Annotated in this window: 20 protein-coding genes; 8 read left to right on the forward strand and 12 right to left on the reverse strand. The window is 53.8% G+C overall.

Annotation, left to right across the window (positions count from 1 at the left end):
• Positions 1-14 precede the first annotated feature (14 nt).
• Complete coding sequence (locus HV352_RS00355; RefSeq protein WP_181635121.1) at positions 15-1,724, reverse strand: AsmA family protein; 1,710 nt, start codon at positions 1,722-1,724, stop codon at positions 15-17.
• A 121-nt stretch (positions 1,725-1,845) separates the two neighbouring features.
• Entirely contained in the window at positions 1,846-3,237 is a 1,392-nt protein-coding gene (gene xanP / locus HV352_RS00360) for a xanthine/proton symporter XanP (RefSeq protein WP_003024026.1), read from the reverse strand.
• A gap of 225 nt (positions 3,238-3,462) precedes the next feature.
• Here xanP and gltS point away from each other — a divergent pair, with 225 nt between their 5' ends.
• Positions 3,463-4,668, forward strand: coding sequence for a sodium/glutamate symporter (gltS, locus tag HV352_RS00365; RefSeq protein WP_016155009.1), 1,206 nt, complete (start codon positions 3,463-3,465; stop codon positions 4,666-4,668).
• Between the two features lie 42 nt (positions 4,669-4,710).
• On the opposite strand, the gene recG is transcribed toward gltS, so the two are convergent.
• The 5 genes from recG to gmk are packed head-to-tail and all read right to left on the reverse strand — an operon-like array spanning position 4,711 to position 10,584.
• Positions 4,711-6,792, reverse strand: coding sequence for an ATP-dependent DNA helicase RecG (gene recG, locus HV352_RS00370; RefSeq protein WP_181635122.1), 2,082 nt, complete (start codon positions 6,790-6,792; stop codon positions 4,711-4,713).
• Positions 6,793-6,797: 5 nt separating this feature from the next.
• Complete coding sequence (gene trmH / locus HV352_RS00375) at positions 6,798-7,487, reverse strand: tRNA (guanosine(18)-2'-O)-methyltransferase TrmH (RefSeq protein WP_029139711.1); 690 nt, start codon at positions 7,485-7,487, stop codon at positions 6,798-6,800.
• 10 nt (positions 7,488-7,497) lie between these two features.
• Positions 7,498-9,612: a bifunctional GTP diphosphokinase/guanosine-3',5'-bis pyrophosphate 3'-pyrophosphohydrolase gene (spoT, locus tag HV352_RS00380; protein WP_003024038.1), complete on the reverse strand. Its 2,115-nt coding sequence runs from the start codon at positions 9,610-9,612 to the stop codon at positions 7,498-7,500.
• An 18-nt stretch (positions 9,613-9,630) separates the two neighbouring features.
• Positions 9,631-9,906, reverse strand: a complete 276-nt coding sequence (gene rpoZ / locus HV352_RS00385; protein WP_000135058.1) for a DNA-directed RNA polymerase subunit omega — start codon at positions 9,904-9,906, stop codon at positions 9,631-9,633.
• Positions 9,907-9,960: 54 nt separating this feature from the next.
• Positions 9,961-10,584, reverse strand: a complete 624-nt coding sequence (gmk, locus tag HV352_RS00390) for a guanylate kinase (RefSeq protein ID WP_016155006.1) — start codon at positions 10,582-10,584, stop codon at positions 9,961-9,963.
• Between the two features lie 261 nt (positions 10,585-10,845).
• Here gmk and ligB point away from each other — a divergent pair, with 261 nt between their 5' ends.
• The gene (ligB, locus tag HV352_RS00395) at positions 10,846-12,525 is read left to right on the forward strand and encodes an NAD-dependent DNA ligase LigB (RefSeq protein WP_046275766.1); all 1,680 of its coding nucleotides are present in this window, start codon (positions 10,846-10,848) and stop codon (positions 12,523-12,525) included.
• Here ligB and HV352_RS00400 read toward each other — a convergent pair.
• Together HV352_RS00400 and HV352_RS00405 are read right to left on the reverse strand one after the other, a co-directional pair.
• Positions 12,522-13,139, reverse strand: a complete 618-nt coding sequence (locus HV352_RS00400; RefSeq protein ID WP_003024049.1) for a trimeric intracellular cation channel family protein — start codon at positions 13,137-13,139, stop codon at positions 12,522-12,524. The two genes, ligB and HV352_RS00400, sit on opposite strands and share 4 nt — an antisense overlap.
• Before the next feature lie 256 nt (positions 13,140-13,395).
• Positions 13,396-14,259 (reverse strand): YicC/YloC family endoribonuclease, encoded by an 864-nt coding sequence (locus HV352_RS00405; RefSeq protein ID WP_046275765.1) that lies wholly within the window; start codon positions 14,257-14,259, stop codon positions 13,396-13,398.
• Between the two features lie 125 nt (positions 14,260-14,384).
• Here HV352_RS00405 and rph point away from each other — a divergent pair, with 125 nt between their 5' ends.
• Complete coding sequence (rph, locus tag HV352_RS00410; RefSeq protein ID WP_016154991.1) at positions 14,385-15,101, forward strand: ribonuclease PH; 717 nt, start codon at positions 14,385-14,387, stop codon at positions 15,099-15,101.
• Positions 15,102-15,166: 65 nt separating this feature from the next.
• Entirely contained in the window at positions 15,167-15,808 is a 642-nt protein-coding gene (gene pyrE / locus HV352_RS00415) for an orotate phosphoribosyltransferase (RefSeq protein ID WP_016157763.1), read from the forward strand.
• Positions 15,809-15,895: 87 nt separating this feature from the next.
• On the opposite strand, the gene slmA is transcribed toward pyrE, so the two are convergent.
• From slmA to coaBC, 3 genes are all read right to left on the reverse strand, one after another.
• Positions 15,896-16,492 (reverse strand): nucleoid occlusion factor SlmA, encoded by a 597-nt coding sequence (gene slmA / locus HV352_RS00420; RefSeq protein ID WP_016154989.1) that lies wholly within the window; start codon positions 16,490-16,492, stop codon positions 15,896-15,898.
• 116 nt (positions 16,493-16,608) lie between these two features.
• Positions 16,609-17,067 carry a dUTP diphosphatase gene (dut, locus tag HV352_RS00425; RefSeq protein WP_016154988.1) on the reverse strand — a complete coding sequence of 153 codons (459 nt, stop codon included), beginning with the start codon at positions 17,065-17,067 and terminating at the stop codon, positions 16,609-16,611.
• Positions 17,045-18,265 (reverse strand): bifunctional phosphopantothenoylcysteine decarboxylase/phosphopantothenate--cysteine ligase CoaBC, encoded by a 1,221-nt coding sequence (gene coaBC, locus HV352_RS00430; RefSeq protein ID WP_181635465.1) that lies wholly within the window; start codon positions 18,263-18,265, stop codon positions 17,045-17,047. The genes dut and coaBC overlap by 23 nt, the downstream gene beginning before the upstream one ends.
• Before the next feature lie 172 nt (positions 18,266-18,437).
• Here coaBC and radC point away from each other — a divergent pair, with 172 nt between their 5' ends.
• The 4 genes from radC (at position 18,438) to mutM (ending at position 20,712) form a co-directional block, all read left to right on the forward strand.
• On the forward strand, positions 18,438-19,103 hold the full coding sequence (gene radC / locus HV352_RS00435; protein ID WP_016154986.1) for a DNA repair protein RadC: 666 nt from the start codon (positions 18,438-18,440) through the stop codon (positions 19,101-19,103).
• 276 nt (positions 19,104-19,379) lie between these two features.
• Positions 19,380-19,616 (forward strand): 50S ribosomal protein L28, encoded by a 237-nt coding sequence (gene rpmB, locus HV352_RS00440; RefSeq protein WP_003024071.1) that lies wholly within the window; start codon positions 19,380-19,382, stop codon positions 19,614-19,616.
• A 20-nt stretch (positions 19,617-19,636) separates the two neighbouring features.
• Entirely contained in the window at positions 19,637-19,804 is a 168-nt protein-coding gene (gene rpmG, locus HV352_RS00445) for a 50S ribosomal protein L33 (protein ID WP_003024094.1), read from the forward strand.
• A gap of 98 nt (positions 19,805-19,902) precedes the next feature.
• Positions 19,903-20,712: a bifunctional DNA-formamidopyrimidine glycosylase/DNA-(apurinic or apyrimidinic site) lyase gene (gene mutM, locus HV352_RS00450; protein ID WP_019078041.1), complete on the forward strand. Its 810-nt coding sequence runs from the start codon at positions 19,903-19,905 to the stop codon at positions 20,710-20,712.
• The last annotated feature ends 46 nt before the right edge of the window (positions 20,713-20,758 follow it).

Here is a 20,758-nt window from a genome sequence, read left to right on the forward strand (position 1 = left end):
CGGGCCGTCAGATTTTACTGCGCAGCGGGTGGGGCGGTAACTTCACTACCGGATACCACGCCCGCCTGCATGGTTTGCGTTACCTGCTGTTTCTCCACGTTCACCGCATGCAACTGGCCGCTGACCGTTGGCTTGAGTGGCGCATCGGCTTGAATATTGCCGCTGGCGGTAAGCTGGATGTTACCGTCGCCGGAAAGCGGCAGTGCGGGCCATCCCCACTGCTGCAGAATCGTCATTGGCACGCCGCGCCCGTTCAGGCTGACCTGAGTTTGACGCTGAGGCAACTGTGAAATACTGGCAGTGGCCTCCAGCAACCCTTTTTCCGTATAGGCGCTTAGTTCGCTGATATTGATGGTGCTGCTGTTCGCCGTCAGCGCCAGCGAAGGACGACGCACGTCGGTGCGGTTAAAGGTGCCGGCAGCGGCGTTGAGGTTAGCGCTCCCGCTCCAGATCCCCCACTGATTGTTCTGCACCAGCCCGAGGTTAGCACCGTAGCCGTCCAGCGCGGTGAGCTGCCATGGGAAGCTCGGGTCGATATCAATCACCAGATTACGGCTGGCGCTGAATTTCTTCAGCGTCAGGCTGGCTAGCCAGGCTGGTAGAGGTTTCATCCACAGCTGTTTCCAGTTTTCCGGCAGCGTGTACTCCAGACCGGCAATGGCGGCATCATCGAGGACCAGCGCTTTGTTGTTGCGCTGCCAGTTTCCGGATGTTCTGACCATTCCCCCTTCCCAGCGGGTGGTGAACTGACGCAGCGCTATGCCCTGCGGCGAGAACTCGGCGTTCATAATCGGATCGAAAAAGTGCAGAGAGCCGTAGATAAACTCGCTGGCGTTCATCGACAGTTTTCCTTCCTGAGTTTGCCAGTCGTCCTTGCTGAAGGTCATGTTGCGCAAGCTCAGATCGAGATCCGTCACCGCCCAGTCAGGGCCTTGCAGACGGGCATCTGTTACTTCCAGACGACCAATTTGCAGGGAAGGAATAGTGCTTAACGGAGCAAAAAACTCGGCCAGCGATTTGTCGCTTTGCAGCCGAATATCGTTCAGGCGCAGATTCTCTACTACCCAACTACCGTCGGCATTGCGTTGCGCCACGCCGGTTAATGCCCCACGCGCCACATCTGCGCCAATATTGCTCAGCGTCACACGGTCGCGGTCAATACTGCCTTCAATCAATACGTTGGTCGTGGGGACGTCGTTCAGCGTCAACGAACTGGCGCTGAGCTGAATTTGCGCTTTACTCCCGAGAATTTTACCCGCCTCAGGACTCCAGGGAATGACTCCGCCGTTAACGCGCTGCGCGCTCAGGGTCCACTCGCTACCGGGACTGTTAAGCGCCATATCTTGCAATTGCAGGCGATCGGCCTGGAACGGCAGCGGCGCAGTTTGCTGGGAAAGATTCAGCGTGCCGTTTTGCAAAAGGATGGTGTCTACGTGCAGCGGGTCGGTGATTTGGCGGCTGCTCAGTCCAATATCGACCGTTTTCGCGACCAGCGTTGCGGGCTGACCATCCCGGCCAAAGGTGACGTTTTCCAGCAGAATATGGGAAGGAGAAGAAAACCGGTGATCGATGGCATCAAATGCCAGATGGTAGCTGCTGTTTTGCGAAACCCAGGCGCTGACGTGCTCTGCGCCCCAGCGAGTTTGCAGTAGAAAATACAAACCGAGGATCGCCACTGCAAGGGCGATCAGCACGTAAAGAAGCAGCTTTCCAATAAATTTCATGGTCTTCCATCCCGCGAAGTGCACATAGTCAAGTTATGCACGATTTAGGCGCAATGCTCAAGGCGGGAATGGTGAAAGAGCGTTACAGCGGCGTTGATTCAGAATCAACGCCGCATTTTGCTTATTGCTTCTCTGGTGGGAACACCAGATTCAGAACGATAGCGGTAATACCGCCTGCGGCAATGCCGGAAGAGAGCAGGTTTTTCACCCAGTCCGGAGCGAACTGCAGGATCAGCGGCTGCTGGGAAACGCCGAGGCCGACGGCCAGCGACAGCGCGATAATCAGAATTGCGCGGCGGTTCAGCGGTTCGCGGGATACGATACGCACGCCGGATGCCGCGATAGTACCGAACATCACCAGCGTAGCACCGCCGAGTACCGGCTCAGGAATATGCTGTACAAAACCGCTGACCGCCGGGAACAGGCCCAACGCGATCAGCATCAGCGCAACCACAAAACCAACGTAGCGGCTGGCAACGCCCGTTAACTGAATAACCCCGTTGTTTTGTCCAAAACAGGAGTTCGGGAAGGTGTTGAATACGGCTGAAACAAACGAGTTCAGACCGTTCGCCAGTACGCCGCCTTTCAGGCGTTTCATATACAGCGGACCAGAAACGGGCTGCTCGGAGACATCGGAGGTGGCCGTAATATCACCGATGGTTTCCAGCGAGGTAATCATAAACACCAGCATCAGCGGCAGCAGTAAGCTCCAGTCGATACCCAGGCCATAATACAACGGCGTTGGCACCATCAGCAGGTCCTGACTTACCGGCGCGGTATTTTGCGGCAGCATATCCATAAACCACGCCAACAGGTAACCTGCCGCCATCGCAATCACCAGTGACGCAACGCGCAGGTACGGGTTGCGCTGGCGGTTAAGCAGGATAATCAGCGCCAGCACGACGCCAGCCAGCAGTAAATTCTTTGGTGCGCCAAAGGTGTTGTCGCTCATTGCCGCATAGCCGCCGCCAATCGACGTCAGACCTACCTGAATCAGTGACAGGCCGATAATCATCACCACCACGCCTGAGACCAGCGGGGTAATGATACGACGCGCCAGATGCAGTACGCGTGAGATAACCATCTCAGTGCAGCTTGCCAGCATCAGTGTACCGAACAGCGCCGCCATCATGGTTGGGACATCTGCACCACCGGTTTTTAGCGCTGTACCGCCCATAATCAGTGGCGCAACAAAGTTAAAACTGGTGCCCTGAATGGATAATAGCCCTGAGCCGACCGGCCCCCAGGCTTTGATCTGAATGATAGAAGCCACGCCGGAAGCGAACAGCGACATACTGATAATGTGTTGAGTATCCTGAGCCGGTAAACCGAGCGCCTGGCAAATTAACAGCGCTGGGGTGATTACCGCGACGAACATGGCCAGCAGGTGCTGACAGGCGGCAAACAGGGTCTGGGCTAGTGGGGGGCGATCTTCAAGACGGTAAATCAGTTCACTGTTGTGAGTCTGCGCAACCGGTTGCGCATTTGTTGACTCTACGGCGTTAACGGACATCAGAGGCAATCCCATGGTGGAAAAGCGGTGATTTTATCTGACCATGGCGGAAATGCAAACGTTTGCTACCAGGTGTTCTTAATATTTAAAACGGATAAACAAACATTTTTATATAACTTTTCATGATTTTCTGCTTAAAATCCACACCGAAAACTCAATAAGAGCTAAAAATCGGTCTGGAATGCATCGTGCGTGATTGTGCTAAACGCACTAATGGAGTTGTAAATGTTTTATCTCGATACGTTATCAACGCTGGTTGCGGCAACCCTTGTGTTGCTGCTGGGACGTAAGCTCGTCCAGTCTGTTTCCTTCCTGAAAAAATACACCATTCCCGAACCTGTAGCTGGCGGATTGCTGGTGGCGATTGCGCTGCTGGTACTGAAAAAAAGCATGGGTTGGGAAGTGAACTTCGATATGACCCTGCGCGATCCGCTGATGCTGGCATTCTTCGCCACTATCGGCCTGAACGCCAATATCGCCAGCCTGCGCGCGGGTGGCCGTGTGGTGGGTATCTTTCTGATTGTGGTTGTTGGCCTGCTGCTGATGCAAAACGCCATTGGTATTGGTATGGCGACCCTGCTGGGTCTGGATCCGCTGATGGGTCTGATCGCCGGTTCGATAACCCTCTCTGGTGGGCATGGAACCGGGGCCGCATGGAGCAAGCTGTTTATTGAGCGCTATGGTTTCGCTAATGCGACGGAAGTGGCGATGGCTTGCGCAACGTTTGGCCTGGTGCTGGGCGGATTGATTGGCGGCCCGGTGGCCCGCTATTTGGTCAAACACTCTACCACGCCAGACGGCATGCCGGACGATCAGGCTGTGCCTACCGCATTTGAAAAGCCGGATGTCGGACGCATAATCACTTCGCTGGTGCTGATTGAAACCATTGCGCTGATCGCTATCTGTCTGACGGTGGGTAAAATCGTTGCACAAATGCTGGTCGGAACGGTGCTGGAACTGCCGACTTTCGTCTGCGTGCTGTTTGTTGGGGTGATCCTCAGTAACGGCCTGGCGTTAATGGGTTTTTATCGGGTGTTCGAGCGCGCGGTTTCGGTGTTGGGTAACGTTAGCCTGTCGCTGTTCCTGGCGATGGCGCTAATGAGTCTGAAGCTGTGGGAGCTGGCTTCTCTGGCCCTGCCGATGCTGGCAATCCTGGTTGTGCAGACCATTTTCATGGCGCTGTACGCGATATTCGTCACCTGGCGCATGATGGGTAAGAACTACGATGCCGCCGTGCTGGCAGCCGGACACTGCGGTTTTGGCCTCGGTGCGACACCCACGGCGATTGCCAACATGCAGGCAATTACAGAACGTTTTGGACCATCCCATATGGCGTTTCTGGTGGTGCCGATGGTGGGGGCGTTCTTTATCGATATCGTCAATGCGCTGGTGATTAAGCTGTATCTGCTGCTGCCGATTTTTGCGCAATAATGTCTGTGCGGCGGAGTCACATCCGCCGCCGCTATGAATCGACTATGCGTTGGAATAGCGCTCGGTTTCCGGCATCCAGCGTTCAATCAGCGCCACAGCCTGTTGCGGGTAACGTTCGTGAATATGACGGGCAATGCGCTGAACTTCCGGGATAATCGCCTGATCGCGCAGCAAATCTGCGACTTTGAATTCTGCCGTTCCGGTCTGGCGCGTACCCAACAGCTCGCCGGGCCCGCGGATCTCTAAATCTTTTTGCGCGATCACGAATCCGTCGTTGCTGTCGCGCAGAACTTGCAGGCGTTTTTGCGCGGTTTTTGACAGCGGCGATTTGTAGAGCAGGACGCAGTGGGAGGCCACCGCGCCACGACCTACGCGACCACGTAGCTGGTGCAACTGCGCCAGGCCCAAGCGCTCCGGGTTTTCAATAATCATCAGGCTGGCGTTAGGTACGTCTACGCCCACTTCAATCACCGTGGTGGCAACCAGCAGCTGCAGTTCGCCCTGCTTAAACGCCGCCATTACCGACTGCTTCTCTGCGGGCTTCATACGGCCGTGTACCAGGCCAATATTCAGTTCTGGCAGCACCAGTTTAAGCTCTTCCCACGTGGCTTCAGCGGCCTGAGCTTCTAACAAATCAGACTCCTCAATCAGCGTACAGACCCAGTACGCCTGGCGCCCTTCATGGGTACAAGCGTTGCGCACGCGGTCAATAATATCGCTGCGGCGGGTATCCGGAATCGCCACCGTGGTGACTGGCGTACGCCCCGGAGGGAGTTCGTCAATGACCGACGTGTCGAGATCGGCATAGGCGGTCATTGCCAGCGTGCGCGGGATTGGGGTGGCGGTCATGATTAGCTGGTGTGGATGGAAACCCTGCTGCTGACCTTTCTCCCACAGCGCCAGGCGCTGATGTACGCCAAAACGGTGCTGTTCGTCGATGATAACCAGTGCCAGTCCGTTGAACTGCACCTGTTCCTGGAAAATTGCGTGCGTGCCGACAATCATCTGCACCTCACCGCTGGCGATAGCTTCCTGCTGTGCCAGCCGCGCTTTGCCTTTCTGTTTACCTGCCAGCCAGCCAACTTCAATACCCAGTGGCGCGAACCAGTTGCGGAAGTTATTCGCGTGCTGCTCAGCCAGCAGTTCGGTGGGGGCCATCAGCGCAACTTGCTTACCATGTGCGATGGCACGTAGGGCGGCCAGCGCCGCAACCAGCGTTTTGCCGGAGCCGACATCGCCCTGCACCAGACGCATCATAGGGACATCCAGTGCCATATCGCGTTCGATCTCAGCGGTAACGCGGGCCTGGGCGCCGGTGGGTTTAAACGGTAGAGCCGCCAGCAGCTTATCTTTCAGCGCGTTGTTTGCGAGCAGCGGCTGGGCGTGGAAACGTTGCGCCCCGGCGCGTAGTGCCAGCATGCTGAGGTTATGCGCCAGCAGTTCTTCCAGAATCAGACGTCGCTGTGCTGGATGCTTACCGGTTTCCAGATCGCTCAACTGCAGTGACGGCGGTGGACGGTGCAATGTGCGCAGAGCTTCCGGCAGGCTCATCATGCCTTGCAACAACTCTGGCGGTAGCAGTTCGGCAATGGCGCAGGTATCGAGCAGGTCCAGCGCTTGATCGGTCAGTTTGCGCAGCGTGGCCTGCTTCACGCCTTCGGTGGTTGGATACACCGGCGTGAGCGTTTCCTGCAATTCCGGCGTGCTGAGATCGCCCTGCACGCGATACTCCGGGTGGATCATCTCTGCGCCGTATTTTCCGCGTTTGGCTTCGCCATAGGCCAGCACCCGGCGACCGGTGGCGAGACTATTTTTCATTGCGGCGCTGAAGTTGAAAAAGCGCATGGTGAGAATGCCGGAGCCATCACTGATCTGACAGGTCATCATCCGGCGTCCGCCGAAGGTGATATTGCAGTTCAGCACTTCGCCTTCTACGGTGGCGTAAACGCCCGGCAGCAGTTCGCCAATCGGGTACAGGTGCGTGCGGTCTTCGTAACGCAGAGGGAGGTGGAGCAGAAGGTCCTGCACGGTGTGCAGGCCAATTTTCGCCAGTTTACTGCTTTGCGCTGCGCCAACGCCGGTCAGAGAATTGAGTGGGATGGCATCCAGTAAACGGCCTTTCATCGCGTTTATCTCGCAGATTGCATAGTGGCCCACCACGTTGCATCGGCTTCAATTTCGCCCTGCGTGTTTACGTGGGGGTAGGGAAGACCTTTGCGCTTAGCGACATTCGCCAGCACCGGATAACCGCCTTCAAACAGCAAACGCTGCTGCTCATCTTGCGCCAGCATGCTGTTTTCTCGTTGGTACATGCCGGCGTTTTGCCGCTGGCGCTGTGCTTCGTACAGAATCAGCGCGGAGGCGACCGAAACGTTCAGCGATTGCACCATGCCAGTCATGGGAATGATGATGTCCTGATCCGCCAGATCCAACGCTTCCTGAGTGATGCCGGTTTTCTCCTGACCCATCAGGATGCAGGTGGGGCGCGTGTAATCAATCTCGCGAAAATCCACGGCTTTATCTGACAGATGTGTTGCCAGAACCTGCATGCCCTGGTTTTTTAAATGTGTGACCGCATCGCCAATAGTGCGGTGAGTCTTCACCTGTACCCAACTGTTGCTGCCTGCGGCAGAAGAGGCCATGGTGCGCATACGGCTACCAGGCCAGACGGCGTGGACTTCATGCACGCCGACCGCGTCTGCAGTACGAATGATTGCAGAAACGTTATGAGGTTTGTGGACCTGCTCCATGCAGACGGTCAGATCGGGCTGACGACGTGCGAGCATCTCGCAAATACGTGCATAACGTTGAGTATTCATAAAACGTGTTCTAGTTACGGTTACGGGTGACTTTTATCACGTCCGGCATGACGCGGATTTTGCGCATGATATTCGCTAAGTGCACGCGATCGCGAGCGGTCAGGCGAATAAAGGCGCTATAGACGCGGCCATCTTTCTCTTCCGTATTCAGACTTTGAATGTTGGAGGTGGTCGTGTTGATTGCCGCCGTCAGGTTCGCCAGAGCACCCTGGTGGTTAAACATATCCACCTTAATCTCGGTGATGAACTCCTGCTCTGTCTCTTTATCCCATTCCACCGCCATAAACTTCTCTGGCTCTTTTTGATAGCCACGAATGTTACGGCAGGATTCATGGTGAATCACCAGACCTTTACCCGGGCTGACGTGGGCAATGATTGGATCGCCAGGAATCGGACGACAGCATTTCGCGAAGGTGATCAGCACGCCATCTGCGCCTTTGATCGGCAGATGACCGTGGCCAGATTGCGCTGGCACGTTTGCCGTTGCTTCGCCCTGCTGGAGGTTTTTCGCTACCACCACGCTCATGGCGTTACCCAGACCGATTTCCGCGAGCAGATCGTCAAGGGTGGCGAGCTTCATGCGTTCAAGCTCACGCTGGATGCTCTCTGGCGGGATCTCAGCCAGTTTACGGCTACCGCCTAAGGCATGGTTGAGCAGTCGACGACCCAGACTGACGGAATCATCGCGCTTGAGGTTTTTCAGCAGTTGGCGAATTTTGGCGCGCGCTTTCGAACTGACGACGAAGTTGAGCCACGCTGCATTCGGACGGGCGCCCGGAGCGGTAATAATCTCAACGGTCTGGCCGCTAAAGAGCGGCTGCGAAAGCGGGTAAGGTTGTCTGTCGACGCGTGCGCCGACGCAGGCGTGACCGATATCGGTATGCACGGCGTAGGCGAAGTCGACAGGCGTTGCACCGGCAGGCAGTTCGACAATGCGCCCTTCCGGTGTGAAAACATAAATCTCATCCGGGAAGAGATCAGATTTGACGCTTTCAATAAATTCAAACGAGCTACCGGCGCTCTGCTGCAGTTCCAGCAGGCTTTGCATCCAGCGTTGAGCGCGGATTTGTGCGGTGGTGCTGCTTTCGCCGCCGTGCTCTTTGTAAGCCCAGTGCGCTGCTACACCCATCTCTGCCATCTGGTCCATGTCTTCGGTACGAATCTGTACTTCAACCGGGACGCCGTGAGGGCCGATCATTGAGGTGTGCAAAGACTGATATCCGTTCGCTTTCGGAATGGCGATATAGTCTTTCACGCGACCAGGACGAGGTTTGTACAGGCTGTGCATCTGGCCGAGTACGCGATAACAGGTATCGGAATCATGAACGATAACGCGAAAAGCGTAGATATCCATGATGGAGTGAAAACGCTGCTCTTTGAGCACCATTTTGCAGTAAATAGAGTACAGGTGCTTCTCGCGTCCACTTACGCGACACGGAATACCTGCCTCTTGCAAACGCCCTTCGATTTCCGAGAGGATTTTTTGGATCATCTCTTTGCGGTTGCCACGAGCGGCTTTAACCACTTCTTTAATCACGCGATAGCGGTTCGGGTACAGCGCTTCAAAACCCAGCTCTTCCAGCTCGGTTTTAATGTGATGAATACCTAAACGGTGTGCCAGCGGACTATAGATTTCGAGGGTTTCACGGGCGATGCGGCGACGCTTGTCCGGGCGTAATGAGCCCAGTGTGCGCATGTTGTGGGTACGGTCAGCGAGTTTGATGAGAATGACGCGGATATCCTGCACCATCGCCATAATCATCTTGCGAAAGTTTTCAGCTTGCGCCTCTTTCTTATCGCGAAACTTAAGCTTATCAAGTTTCGACACCCCTTCTACCAGTTCAGCAACGCTTTTACCAAAAAGCTGTTCCATGTCCTGGTAGGTGGCAGGGGTATCTTCAATCACGTCATGCAGCAGCGCAGCCATCAGCGTTTCATAGTCGAGTTTCATCTCGGCCAGAATGCAGGCTACCGCTACCGGGTGCGTGATATAGGGTTCACCGCTTGAACGTGTCTGGCCCTCGTGAGCGTCACGTGCAACGAGATACGCCTGCCGAAGACGCTTAATCTGGTCTTCCGGCAGGTAGTTTTGAATCAGTTGATTCAGGCTTTCAAACAGATACAAGGGCGACCCGCTTTGTGATTAACGACGACCTTCAGCAATAGCGGTAACGGCTTGTAATTCAGCGGCTTCCTGCTCTTGCTGTTCCTGGCGCTCACGCACGTCGAGGATCTGGTTGTTGATCAGACCTTCTTCGATTTCGCGCAGCGCGATAACGGTAGTTTTATCGTTTTCTTCCGGTACGAGCGGATCCTTTCCGCCTACCTGCATCTGACGAGCGCGACGCGCGGCGACCAGTACCAGGTCAAAACGGTTACCAATTTTCTCTACAGCGTCCTGAACAGTTACGCGTGCCATACTTAAAATGCTCCACAGGTGAAGAAATGACTGGGCATGATACTGAATGTGGGTTCAGTCTGCCAACAGTTTGCTGATTAAAGCGTCATGACGCTGCTTTTGGCGGCTCATGCGCAGACGTTCGGCGCGAATGATAGTTTTCAAATCGCCCAAGGCGGTATCGAAATCATCATTCACAATAAGATAATCATATTCGGCGTAATGGCTCATTTCTGCAACAGCTTGCGCCATACGTTTTGCGATCACGTCTTCGCTATCCTGACCGCGGCCACGAAGACGGCGATCCAGCTCAATCTTAGATGGCGGCAAAATAAAAATACTGCGCGCATGCGGCATTTTTTGACGAATCTGCTGCGCACCTTGCCAGTCGATATCTAAAAAGACGTCTACGCCGGATGCTAACACTTGCTCAATGGCCTCACGCGAGGTGCCGTAGTAATTACCGAAAACCTCAGCGTGTTCCAGGAACGCGTCTCTGCCAATCATGGTTCTGAATTCGTCATGGTTCACAAAAAAATAGTGTTCACCGTGCACTTCCCCCGGGCGCGGTGCGCGCGTGGTGTGCGAAACAGAAACCTGGGTGTCATACAACGGTTGGGTCTTTAATAAAGCCTGAATCAGGCTGGATTTACCCGCGCCACTGGGGGCAGAAACAATATAAAGCGTGCCTTGAGCCATGAGTATCTTAATGTATGTGATTGTCGAAAGAGAGCCTACATACGGGCTTATTATACACGTAGCCGCTATGTGACGTAGCCCTTGTCACACTTTTTGCGCATGTTTATTGCGTTTTGCGTACCAGTTTCCTGTTTTATCCGCGATTTGCAGCAATTCGTGCAAATGTCAGGAACGTTGCGCGCAGGATGAGTTTTTGCCGCTCTGTTTCCATTTCAATTCGCGTTATATCTGCCGGGAAACGTACTGTTCAGCGGAGATAGCATGGGATTATGGAAATGCATAGGGCTGGTTTTGCTAATGTGGTATCTACCCTCATGGGCGGTATGCCCCGTCTGGTCGCCTGCCAGGGCACAAGAGGAAATTTCACGACTACAGCAGCAGATAACACAGTGGAATGACAGTTACTGGAAACAAGGGGAAAGTGTCGTAGACGACGCCGTTTATGACCAGCTCAATGCGCAGCTCATCCAGTGGCAGCGCTGTTTTGGCGATGAAGCCCCACCAGATCTATCTGCGCCCCCAATAAGTGGAACCGTCTCGCACACCGTTCCCCACACGGGAGTTCGAAAACTTGCCGATAAGCAAGCGCTACAACAATGGATGCATGCTCGTAGCGATCTCTGGGTGCAGCCGAAGGTGGATGGCGTGGCGGTCACGCTGGTTTATCGCAATGGAAATCTGATACGGGCGATTAGCCGTGGTAACGGTCTGAAAGGCGAAGACTGGACGCAAAAGGTTCTTCAGATCCCTTCCGTTCCACGTACTACCAGCGGGCTGCTCTCTGACAGTACGTTGCAGGGGGAGATATTTTTGCAGCAACAAGGGCATATTCAGCAGCAGAGAGGGGGAATGAACGCCCGCTCAAAGGTTGCTGGAATGATGATGCGCCAGAGCAACCCGGAAATGTTACGTTCGCTGGCTATTTTTATCTGGGCCTGGCCTGATGGTCCAGTTGCCATGTCGGAAAGACTTGAGCAACTCACTGCTGCCGGGTTCAGTTTCACGCAACGATATACTCAGGCCGTGAAGAGTGCGGATGACGTCGAGCAGGCGCGCGCCAGGTGGTGGACTTCAGCGTTACCTTTTGTGACGGATGGTGTGGTGGTGCGAACGGGAAAAGAACCGCGGGCGCAATACTGGCTACCCGGACAGGGAGACTGGCTGGCAGCGTGGAAATATCCTCCCGTGGCCAGGGTATCTGAGGTGACAGGTATTCAGTTCTCCGTTGGCAAAAGCGGAAAAATTGCGGTGGTTGCATTGCTGGTCCCCGTCATGCTGGATGATAAGCGGGTGCAGCGCGTCAATATTGGCTCAGTACGGCGCTGGAATGAATGGGATATTGCGCCTGGCGATCAGATTCTGATAAGTCTGGCTGGACAGGGGATTCCCCGTATAGATGAGGTGGTCTGGCGCAGCACCCAGCGTAATAAGCCAGCACCACCTGAGGGGCGCTTCAATTCACTAACTTGTTTTTATGCCACAGCGGAGTGTCAGGAACAGTTTGTTGCCAGGCTCGTCTGGCTGGGGGCCAAAGATGTGTTAGGGCTGGAGGGTATGGGCGAGGCGGGATGGCGGGAGCTACATCAGACGTATCGCTTTGAACATATCTTTTCCTGGCTTGGATTAACGCAGGAGCAGCTACAGTCCACATTTGGCGTGAACAAAGGGGGGAAGCTGTGGCATCAGTTCAATCTGTCACGCCGTCTTCCATTTACGCGCTGGGTGATTGCCATGGGAATACCGTTAACACAGGCAACGTTGAATGCCAGTCGGGATGGATCGTGGCAGCAGTTACGGGAACGCAGTGAACAAAGCTGGCGGCAACTTCCTTTCATGGGGGAGCGACGGGCACGACAGGTTATTCAGTGGCTGGAGGATAAAGAGATCACAGCGCTGAGCAACTGGTTAGCTGCTCAGCGGATCACGGGCTTTATGCCTTAATGGCCTTCATGGCGATAGTAAAATACCGGCAGCCCCAACTTCAGGCGCAGGGCCAGTAGTCGGGCGGTAAAGCCGAAGAGCAGGGTAGAGATCACCACCACATCGTGGCTGGAGACATAATGTTGTAGCACGATATACAGCACAGCAGCGGCAAATGAAACGCCGGCATACAGTTCTTTCTGGAATACTAACGGGATGCGTTTGCAGAACATGTCACGTAATACACCACCAAAGACCCCGGTAGTGACCGCAGCGACCACGGCAATAATCGGTCCATGACCCATATCCAGCGCCACCTGGGCGCCAATAATAGAAAAGACCACCAGGCCCAGCGCATCCAGGACGAGGAATATTTTACGCAGATAGGGCATTACGGGGGCAATAATGGTGGTGAGTACCGCAGCGGTCGCCACGATAATGACGTATTCAGGGTGCTTTACCCAGCCGAGTGGATAGTGGCCGAGAAGGATGTCGCGTACCGAGCCGCCGCCAATGGCCGTCGCGGTGGCAATGATAATGACGCCAAATGTATCCATACGGCGACGCCCAGCCGCAAGCGCACCGGTCATGGCTTCGGCAGTAATACCAATTAAATATAAAACGTGTAACAGCATGTCTTCCCCCTGATTTGCTGGGGCTAAGGTTAACGATTTGTGCGCATTGTCACGATTGAGATTTTCTAAGGTGAAGCGATTTTAATAACTACAGCTAATGTGATTTTGCTGTAAATGCGTTATGGCATGCGCTTTACTTTATGAATGGTGACAATAAATGATGAGAAAATATAATTCGAACTGGATGGGTCACAACCGAAGTGTTGGGAAAAACACGTAGCCCCGTCGTTTATGGGGGGGCTACGTGGAATGGAGTTTACTCGATATTCTGAATTTGCTCGCGCATTTGCTCGATCAATACCTTCAGTTCAATTGCGGAATTAGTCACCTCGGCATTGATAGACTTGGATGCCAGAGTGTTCGACTCACGGTTGAATTCCTGCATCATGAAGTCCAGACGACGGCCAACAGCCTCTTTTTTCTTCAGAATGTTGTAGGTTTCTTTGACGTGGGCTTCCAGACGATCTAACTCTTCTGCAACATCGATGCGCTGCGCCATCAGCACCAGTTCTTGCTCAAGGCGGTTATTCTCCAGTTGCACCTGGGCGTCTTCCAGTTTGGCTACCAGACGCTCACGCTGCCATTGCAGAATTTCCGGCATATGTGCACGCACTTTAGTGACTTCAGTGCTGACACCTTCCAGACGCTGCTCGATCAGCGCTTTCAGCGCCTGACCTTCGGTTTCACGCGCGACGATGAAGTCATCCAGCGTACCGTCAAGCGCGGCGAGGATCTCGGCGGCAATGGCGTCCAGATCTTGCTCCTGGGCAGCCATTACGCCTGGCCAGCGCAGGATATCAACTGGGTTAATTTCACCTTCATCACTCTGCATTTTGACCCAGTTAGCAGCGCTAACGAGCTGTTTAGCGAGCTTTTCATTTAGAATCAGCTCGCCCTGGGCGCTGACATCAGGCTCAAAACGCAGCGTACACTCGACTTTACCGCGCGTCAGACGCGTGCGTATGCGTTCGCGAACAACGGGTTCAAGACTACGGAACTGTTCCGGCAGGCGAAAATAAGTTTCCAGATAACGCTGGTTTACCGAGCGCATTTCCCAGGTAGCGCTACCCCATTCACCCTTGATTTCACGCCGGGCGTAGGCGGTCATGCTGCGGATCATAGACGTTCCTGTTTTTAAAGATGAGATGGGAGGATTATAGCCATCCACGTCTTGTCAGGATAGGAATAACAGTCGGAAGTCCGTATAATGCGCAGCCACATTCGTTTCAAGCCGGAGATTTTATCATGCGTCCAGCAGGTCGTAGTGCCAACCAGGTGCGTCCCGTCACCCTGACCCGTAATTATACAAAACACGCTGAAGGCTCCGTGCTGGTCGAATTTGGTGATACCAAAGTGCTGTGTACCGCCTCTATTGATGAAGGCGTACCGCGTTTTCTGAAAGGTCAGGGCCAGGGCTGGATCACCGCAGAATATGGAATGCTGCCACGCGCCACGCACACCCGTAACGCCCGAGAAGCGGCGAAAGGTAAGCAGGGCGGTCGTACCATGGAAATCCAGCGTCTGATCGCTCGTGCGCTGCGCGCCGCGGTTGATCTGAAGACGCTCGGTGAATTCACTATTACGCTGGACTGCGATGTTATTCAGGCAGATGGCGGTACGCGCACTGCATCAATTACCGGCGCATGTGTGGCGTTGGCTGATGCGCTGAACAAGCTGGTAGCGAGCGGTAAACTGAAAACTAACCCGATGAAAGGGATGGTCGCCGCGGTTTCCGTGGGCATTGTGAACGGTGAGGCGCTCTGTGACCTCGAATATGTTGAAGACTCTGCCGCAGAAACCGACATGAACGTGGTGATGACTGAAGACGGACGCATTATAGAGGTGCAGGGCACGGCAGAAGGCGAGCCGTTCAGCCATGAAGAACTTCTCACCCTACTGGCGTTAGCCCGAGGGGGAATCGAATCCATTGTAACGACGCAGAAGGCGGCGTTAGAAAATTGATTTTAAAGGCGACTGATGAGTCGCCTTTTTTTTGTCTGTAATAAAGTGAGATGAGGAGCGAATCCATGAAACCGTATCAGCGCCAGTTTATTGAGTTTGCGCTTAGCAAGCAGGTACTAAAGTTTGGCGAGTTTACGCTGAAATCCGGGCGTAAAAGCCCCTATTTCTTCAACGCCGGGCTGTTTAATACCGGGCGCTGCCTGGCTCTGTTAGGCCGTTTTTATGCCGAAGCGCTGATGGATTCCGGTATTGAGTTCGATTTGCTGTTTGGTCCGGCCTACAAAGGTATCCCGATTGCGACCACCACGGCTGTTGCGCTGGCGGAACACCACGATAAAGATTTGCCGTACTGCTTTAACCGTAAAGAGGCGAAGACCCACGGTGAAGGCGGTAATCTGGTAGGTAGCGCACTTGAGGGGCGTGTAATGCTGGTGGATGATGTTATCACCGCAGGTACGGCTATTCGTGAGTCGATGGAAATTATTCAGGCTAACGGTGCCACGCTGGCGGGGGTACTGATTTCTCTCGATCGTCAGGAACGCGGTCGCGGCGAGATTTCAGCGATTCAGGAAGTGGAACGCGATTATGGCTGCAAGGTGATTTCTATCATTACCCTGAAAGATCTGATTGCGTATCTGGAAGAAAAACCAGAAATGGCAGAACACTTGGCCGCAGTACGGGCGTATCGCGAAGCGTACGGCGTATAAGAACTGCCGGATGGCGCTGCGCTTATCCAGCCTACGCACCGCGGGGTTCGTAGGCAAAATAGGCGAGGTCGCCATCCAACAACGGTGTTACTGCAATTGAGCGGCAACCAACGGCCAGCGGATGTCGAAATCATCCGTTGGGCGGTATTTAAATTCGCTACGTACAAACCGGGACAGCATACCTTCGCAGAAAGCCAGTAGCTGGCTGGCCAGCAGCGTTTCATCCACGGTGTAGCCTTCACCTTCACGCATTCTTTTTTCTCGCAGAACCTGGCGTAACTGCGCCTCAATTCGCTCAAAAAGCTGGTTAATACGGCCTTGCAGACGGTCTTGCTCGAACATCAACGCGTGTCCGGTCAGAATTCGCGTCAGGCCAGGATTACGTTCACCGAACCCTAAAATCAGCAGTACGATCAGACGCAATCGCGCGTTAGTGTCCTTTTCATCTTTCAAAATCAGATTGATACGGGTAATCAGACTATCTTCGATAAACTCAATCAGGCTATCGAACATGCGGGTCTTGCTGGGAAAATGGCGATACAAGGCCGCTTCGGAAACGCCCACAGAGGCCGCCAGTTTAGCTGTCGTGATGCGTTGGCTACCATCGCTGGACTCAAGCATCAGTGCCAGAGACTGAAGTATTTCTTCGCGACGATTCCTTTTCGCAGTTTGCTTTTCTACCATGTTACAAAATACCCCTGAAAATAAGCTCTTGCCAGGCAGGCATCCACACAGCGACCGCAAACGGGTGTTTGCGGTGTGTTATTGCGTTATTACGCTGTGAGATACTTTTCTGCGGGTTACTTGCGCCCGGAATGGCCGAAGCCACCTTCGCCACGATCGGTGGCTTCAAACTCTTCCACCAAATTAAATTCAGCCTGGACGACCGGTACAAATACCATCTGCGCGATACGTTCGCCCGGTTCAATAGTAAAGTTGTCCTGACCACGGTTCCAGATTGAAACCATCAGCTGGCCCTGGTAGTCGGAATCAATCAAACCGACCAGATTGCCCAGTACGATCCCGTGCTTATGGCCCAGCCCGGAGCGCGGGAGCATCACCGCCGCAAGAGAAGGATCGGCAATGTGGATAGCTAACCCGGTTGGCACCAGCGTTGTTGCGCCAGGCGCCAGTTCTACGGCGTCATCAAGACAGGCACGCAGGTCAAGTCCGGCAGAACCAGAAGTGGCGTACGTCGGGAGCGGAAATTGTTGCCCTACGCGCGGGTCCAGAATCTTAACGTCGATTTTTTTCATCATAACGGGTCACGATCTCGTCGAGTAATAATTGGCCCAGGAGTTCTTTGCGCTCAAGCGGTAAGACTTTATCTCCATCCTGCCAAAAAAGGTGTAATGCGTTGCTGTCGCTGTTAAATCCTTGAGTGGACAGCGAAACGTCGTTCGCACAGATCACATCAAGGTTTTTGCGGATGCGTTTTTGCCGGGCATATTCTTCCACATTATTTGTTTCGGCGGCAAACCCAACGACAAAAGGACGATTAGCATCCAGTGCGGCAACACCAGCGATGATGTCCGGGTTTTTAACCATTTTTACTGTTAATTCATCACCCTGCGTTGCCTGTTTTTTGATTTTTTCACTGGCGACTGTTTCAGCGCGATAATCAGCGACTGCGGCGCAGCCGATAAAAATATGCTGTTGTTGCACCGCAGATTGCACGGCGGCTTCCATTTCCAGCGCGGTCATCACATCAATGCGCTGGACAAAAGGCGGTGTAGGTAACGAAACCGGACCTGATACCAGCGTGACGTTTGCCCCGCGTTTTGCGGCAGCGGCCGCGATAGCAAATCCCATTTTCCCCGAGCTGTGGTTGGAAATATAACGCACGGGATCAAGCGGTTCACGCGTCGGGCCTGCTGTAATCATGATGTTGAGATGTTGCAGATCTTTGACAGGTGAAAAATGTTCTGCCGCCATATCCACAATTGTTAACGGATCCAGCATACGTCCAGGACCGACATCGCCACATGCCTGACTACCGCTGTCAGGGCCCCAAATGAGCAAACCGCGCGAGGCAAGAATGCCCAGATTGTGTTGGGTAGCGGCGGCGCGGAACATCTGCTGGTTCATAGCCGGCAGCACGGCAACAGGCGCTGGCGTTGCCAGACAGATCGTAGACACCAGATCGTTGGCCATACCTGCGGCAACGCGGGCAATCAGGTCTGCCGTCGCTGGGGCCAGTATAACCAAATCGGCCCATTTCCCCAGCTCAATGTGGCCCATCGCGGCTTCGGCTGCGGGGTCAAGCAGGCTGTCGGAAACGGGATAGCCCGAAACCGCCTGTAAGCTCAGAGGAGTAATAAACGCTTTTGCTGCTTCGGTCATCGCCACGCGGACGTCTGCGCCGCGTTCCCGTAAACGACGCACCAGCTCAGGGGTTTTGTACGCAGCAATCCCGCCACTGACGCCAAGTACGATTTTTTTACCGGCCAGGCTCATCATGATCTTTCCTGTTGGGTTTCACCAGAAGGCGGATATTTTATCACAATCCGCAATGTGTCGTGCTTTTGCCCGCGCTCCAGTTTGCGAGGCTCTACGAAGAAGTGAAAACAGAGCGTCGATTCGCCGCTGGCGTTATGCCACTATGCGGACGCGAAAGGAGGGGAAAAGCATGGAAAATACAGGACGTATAATGCCTCGGGAAAAGCTGTTGGCGCAGGGGGCCAGTTCGCTGACCGACGTAGAGCTACTGGCTCTTTTTCTACGCACCGGGATACTGGGTAAAGATGTGCTTACGCTGGCGAAAGAGATGCTTCAGCATTTTGATTCGTTGTATGGCCTGTTGTCTGCTGATTACATGGATTTCAGCTATGTTCAGGGCATCGGTATCGCGAAGTACGCACAGTTGAAGGGAATAGTGGAGCTGGCAAGGCGCTACTACAACGTACAGGTGATAGAGGAGCGTGCGATACTTAGCCCGGAAATGGCGCGTGAATTTCTGCAAAGCCAGCTTTCGCAAGAGGAACGCGAGATCTTCTATGTGATCTTTATGGATTCTCAACATCGCGTGATTAAACACCGTAAACTTTTTTCCGGAACGCTAAGCCACGTTGAAGTGCATCCGCGAGAAATTGTCCGCGAAGCGATAAAAATGAATGCTTCTGCGGTGATCCTTGCACATAATCACCCTTCGGGGTGTGCAGAGCCGAGCAAAGCAGATAAACTCATCACCGAGCGTGTTGTGAAATGCTGTCAGTTCATGGATATCCGGGTGCTTGATCATCTGGTCATTGGGCGCGGAGAGTACGTTTCTTTTGCGGAACGCGGTTGGATTTAACGCACTTTACGCGATCCATCGGGATCTTTGTCTGTTCGGGACTTGAGCACATCGCTGACTCAGCGTATACTACGCCACCTTTGAGAATCTCGGGTTTGGCATTTGGGCCTGGCAATCGAGAGTTCGCAAATACGCAAAATCATTCTTGTTGCGTCCAATGACGAGGCAACGATGAAAGATTTAGTGTATTGAACTGCGATAACCGGGCTGAGAAGCCTGACGAGGCGCCAATACCCCATACGAAGCTCGAGCTAATTTGATTTTTGGAGAATAGACATGTCCCGAGTCTGCCAAGTTACTGGCAAGCGTCCGGTGACCGGTAACAACCGTTCCCACGCACTGAACGCGACTAAACGCCGTTTCCTGCCTAACCTGCACTCTCACCGTTTTTGGGTTGAGAGCGAGAAGCGTTTTGTCACCCTGCGTGTATCTGCTAAAGGTATGCGTGTTATTGATAAGAAAGGCATCGAAACAGTTCTGTCTGAACTGCGTGCCCGTGGCGAAAAGTACTAAGTACTAAGAGGAAATAAATCATGGCTAAAGGTATTCGTGAGAAAATCAAGCTGGTTTCTTCTGCTGGTACTGGTCACTTCTATACCACCACGAAGAACAAACGTACTAAGCCGGAAAAACTGGAGCTGAAAAAGTTCGATCCAGTTGTTCGTCAGCACGTTTTATACAAAGAAGCGAAAATCAAATAATTTCCGCTTTGATGTAAAGAAAAACCCTGCCTCGGCGGGGTTTTTTGTTTTCTGGCCGTCCCCATATTAATGAGACCTGATACACCGCCGGAGATACTATGCCTGAATTACCTGAAGTCGAAACCAGCCGCCGCGGTATTGAGCCGCATCTGGTGGGGGCAACGATTATGCACGCGACTGTGCGTAACGGTCGTTTGCGTTGGCCAGTATCAGAGGAAATCTATCGTCTGAGTGATAAACCTGTCCTGAGCGTACAGCGGCGCGCGAAATACCTGCTGCTGGAGCTATCAGATGGCTGGGTAATCATTCACCTGGGGATGTCGGGTAGTTTGCGTATCCTTTCTGAAGAGCTTCCGGCAGAAAAACATGACCACGTCGACTTAGTGATGAGTAACGGCAAAGTCCTGCGCTATACCGATCCGCGTCGTTTTGGCGCCTGGCTGTGGACTAAAGAGCTGGATGGGCATAATGTCCTCGCCCATCTTGGCCCTGAGCCGCTGAGCGACGATTTCAATGCTGGTTATCTGCAGCAGAAATGTGCGAAGAAGAAAACTGCGATTAAACCCTGGCTGATGGATAACAAGCTGGTCGTGGGGGTGGGAAACATCTATGCCAGCGAGTCGCTGTTTGCGGCTGGTATCCATCCTGACCGTCTGGCGTCATCTTTGTCGCAGGATGAGTGCGAACTGCTGGTGCGCGTTATCAAGGCGGTTTTGCTGCGTTCTATCGAGCAGGGCGGGACCACGCTGAAGGACTTTCTGCAAAGTGACGGTAAGCCGGGCTATTTTGCCCAGGAGCTGCAGGTCTATGGGAGAGAAGGTGAACCCTGTCGCGTATGCGGCGCGCCAATCATTGCGACAAAACACGCTCAGCGCACAACGTTTTATTGCCGTCGCTGTCAGAAATAACACCATTATCGGCCGGACGTAGCGTATGCCTCATCCGGCCAGACGC

The sequence above is a fragment of the Citrobacter sp. RHBSTW-01044 genome (assembly GCF_013781945.1).
In the GTDB taxonomy this organism is placed as follows: Bacteria; Pseudomonadota; Gammaproteobacteria; order Enterobacterales; family Enterobacteriaceae; genus Citrobacter; species Citrobacter braakii.

Coding starts and splice junctions, on each gene's coding strand:
- HV352_RS00355 (WP_181635121.1), bottom strand. CDS start 1,724: ATGAAATTTATTGGAAAGCTGCTTCTTTACGTGCTGATCGCCCTTGCA.
- xanP (WP_003024026.1), bottom strand. CDS start 3,237: ATGTCCGTTAACGCCGTAGAGTCAACAAATGCGCAACCGGTTGCGCAG.
- gltS (WP_016155009.1), top strand. CDS start 3,463: ATGTTTTATCTCGATACGTTATCAACGCTGGTTGCGGCAACCCTTGTG.
- recG (WP_181635122.1), bottom strand. CDS start 6,792: ATGAAAGGCCGTTTACTGGATGCCATCCCACTCAATTCTCTGACCGGC.
- trmH (WP_029139711.1), bottom strand. CDS start 7,487: ATGAATACTCAACGTTATGCACGTATTTGCGAGATGCTCGCACGTCGT.
- rpoZ (WP_000135058.1), bottom strand. CDS start 9,906: ATGGCACGCGTAACTGTTCAGGACGCTGTAGAGAAAATTGGTAACCGT.
- gmk (WP_016155006.1), bottom strand. CDS start 10,584: ATGGCTCAAGGCACGCTTTATATTGTTTCTGCCCCCAGTGGCGCGGGT.
- ligB (WP_046275766.1), top strand. CDS start 10,846: ATGGGATTATGGAAATGCATAGGGCTGGTTTTGCTAATGTGGTATCTA.
- HV352_RS00400 (WP_003024049.1), bottom strand. CDS start 13,139: ATGCTGTTACACGTTTTATATTTAATTGGTATTACTGCCGAAGCCATG.
- HV352_RS00405 (WP_046275765.1), bottom strand. CDS start 14,259: ATGATCCGCAGCATGACCGCCTACGCCCGGCGTGAAATCAAGGGTGAA.
- rph (WP_016154991.1), top strand. CDS start 14,385: ATGCGTCCAGCAGGTCGTAGTGCCAACCAGGTGCGTCCCGTCACCCTG.
- pyrE (WP_016157763.1), top strand. CDS start 15,167: ATGAAACCGTATCAGCGCCAGTTTATTGAGTTTGCGCTTAGCAAGCAG.
- slmA (WP_016154989.1), bottom strand. CDS start 16,492: ATGGTAGAAAAGCAAACTGCGAAAAGGAATCGTCGCGAAGAAATACTT.
- dut (WP_016154988.1), bottom strand. CDS start 17,067: ATGATGAAAAAAATCGACGTTAAGATTCTGGACCCGCGCGTAGGGCAA.
- coaBC (WP_181635465.1), bottom strand. CDS start 18,265: ATGAGCCTGGCCGGTAAAAAAATCGTACTTGGCGTCAGTGGCGGGATT.
- radC (WP_016154986.1), top strand. CDS start 18,438: ATGGAAAATACAGGACGTATAATGCCTCGGGAAAAGCTGTTGGCGCAG.
- rpmB (WP_003024071.1), top strand. CDS start 19,380: ATGTCCCGAGTCTGCCAAGTTACTGGCAAGCGTCCGGTGACCGGTAAC.
- rpmG (WP_003024094.1), top strand. CDS start 19,637: ATGGCTAAAGGTATTCGTGAGAAAATCAAGCTGGTTTCTTCTGCTGGT.
- mutM (WP_019078041.1), top strand. CDS start 19,903: ATGCCTGAATTACCTGAAGTCGAAACCAGCCGCCGCGGTATTGAGCCG.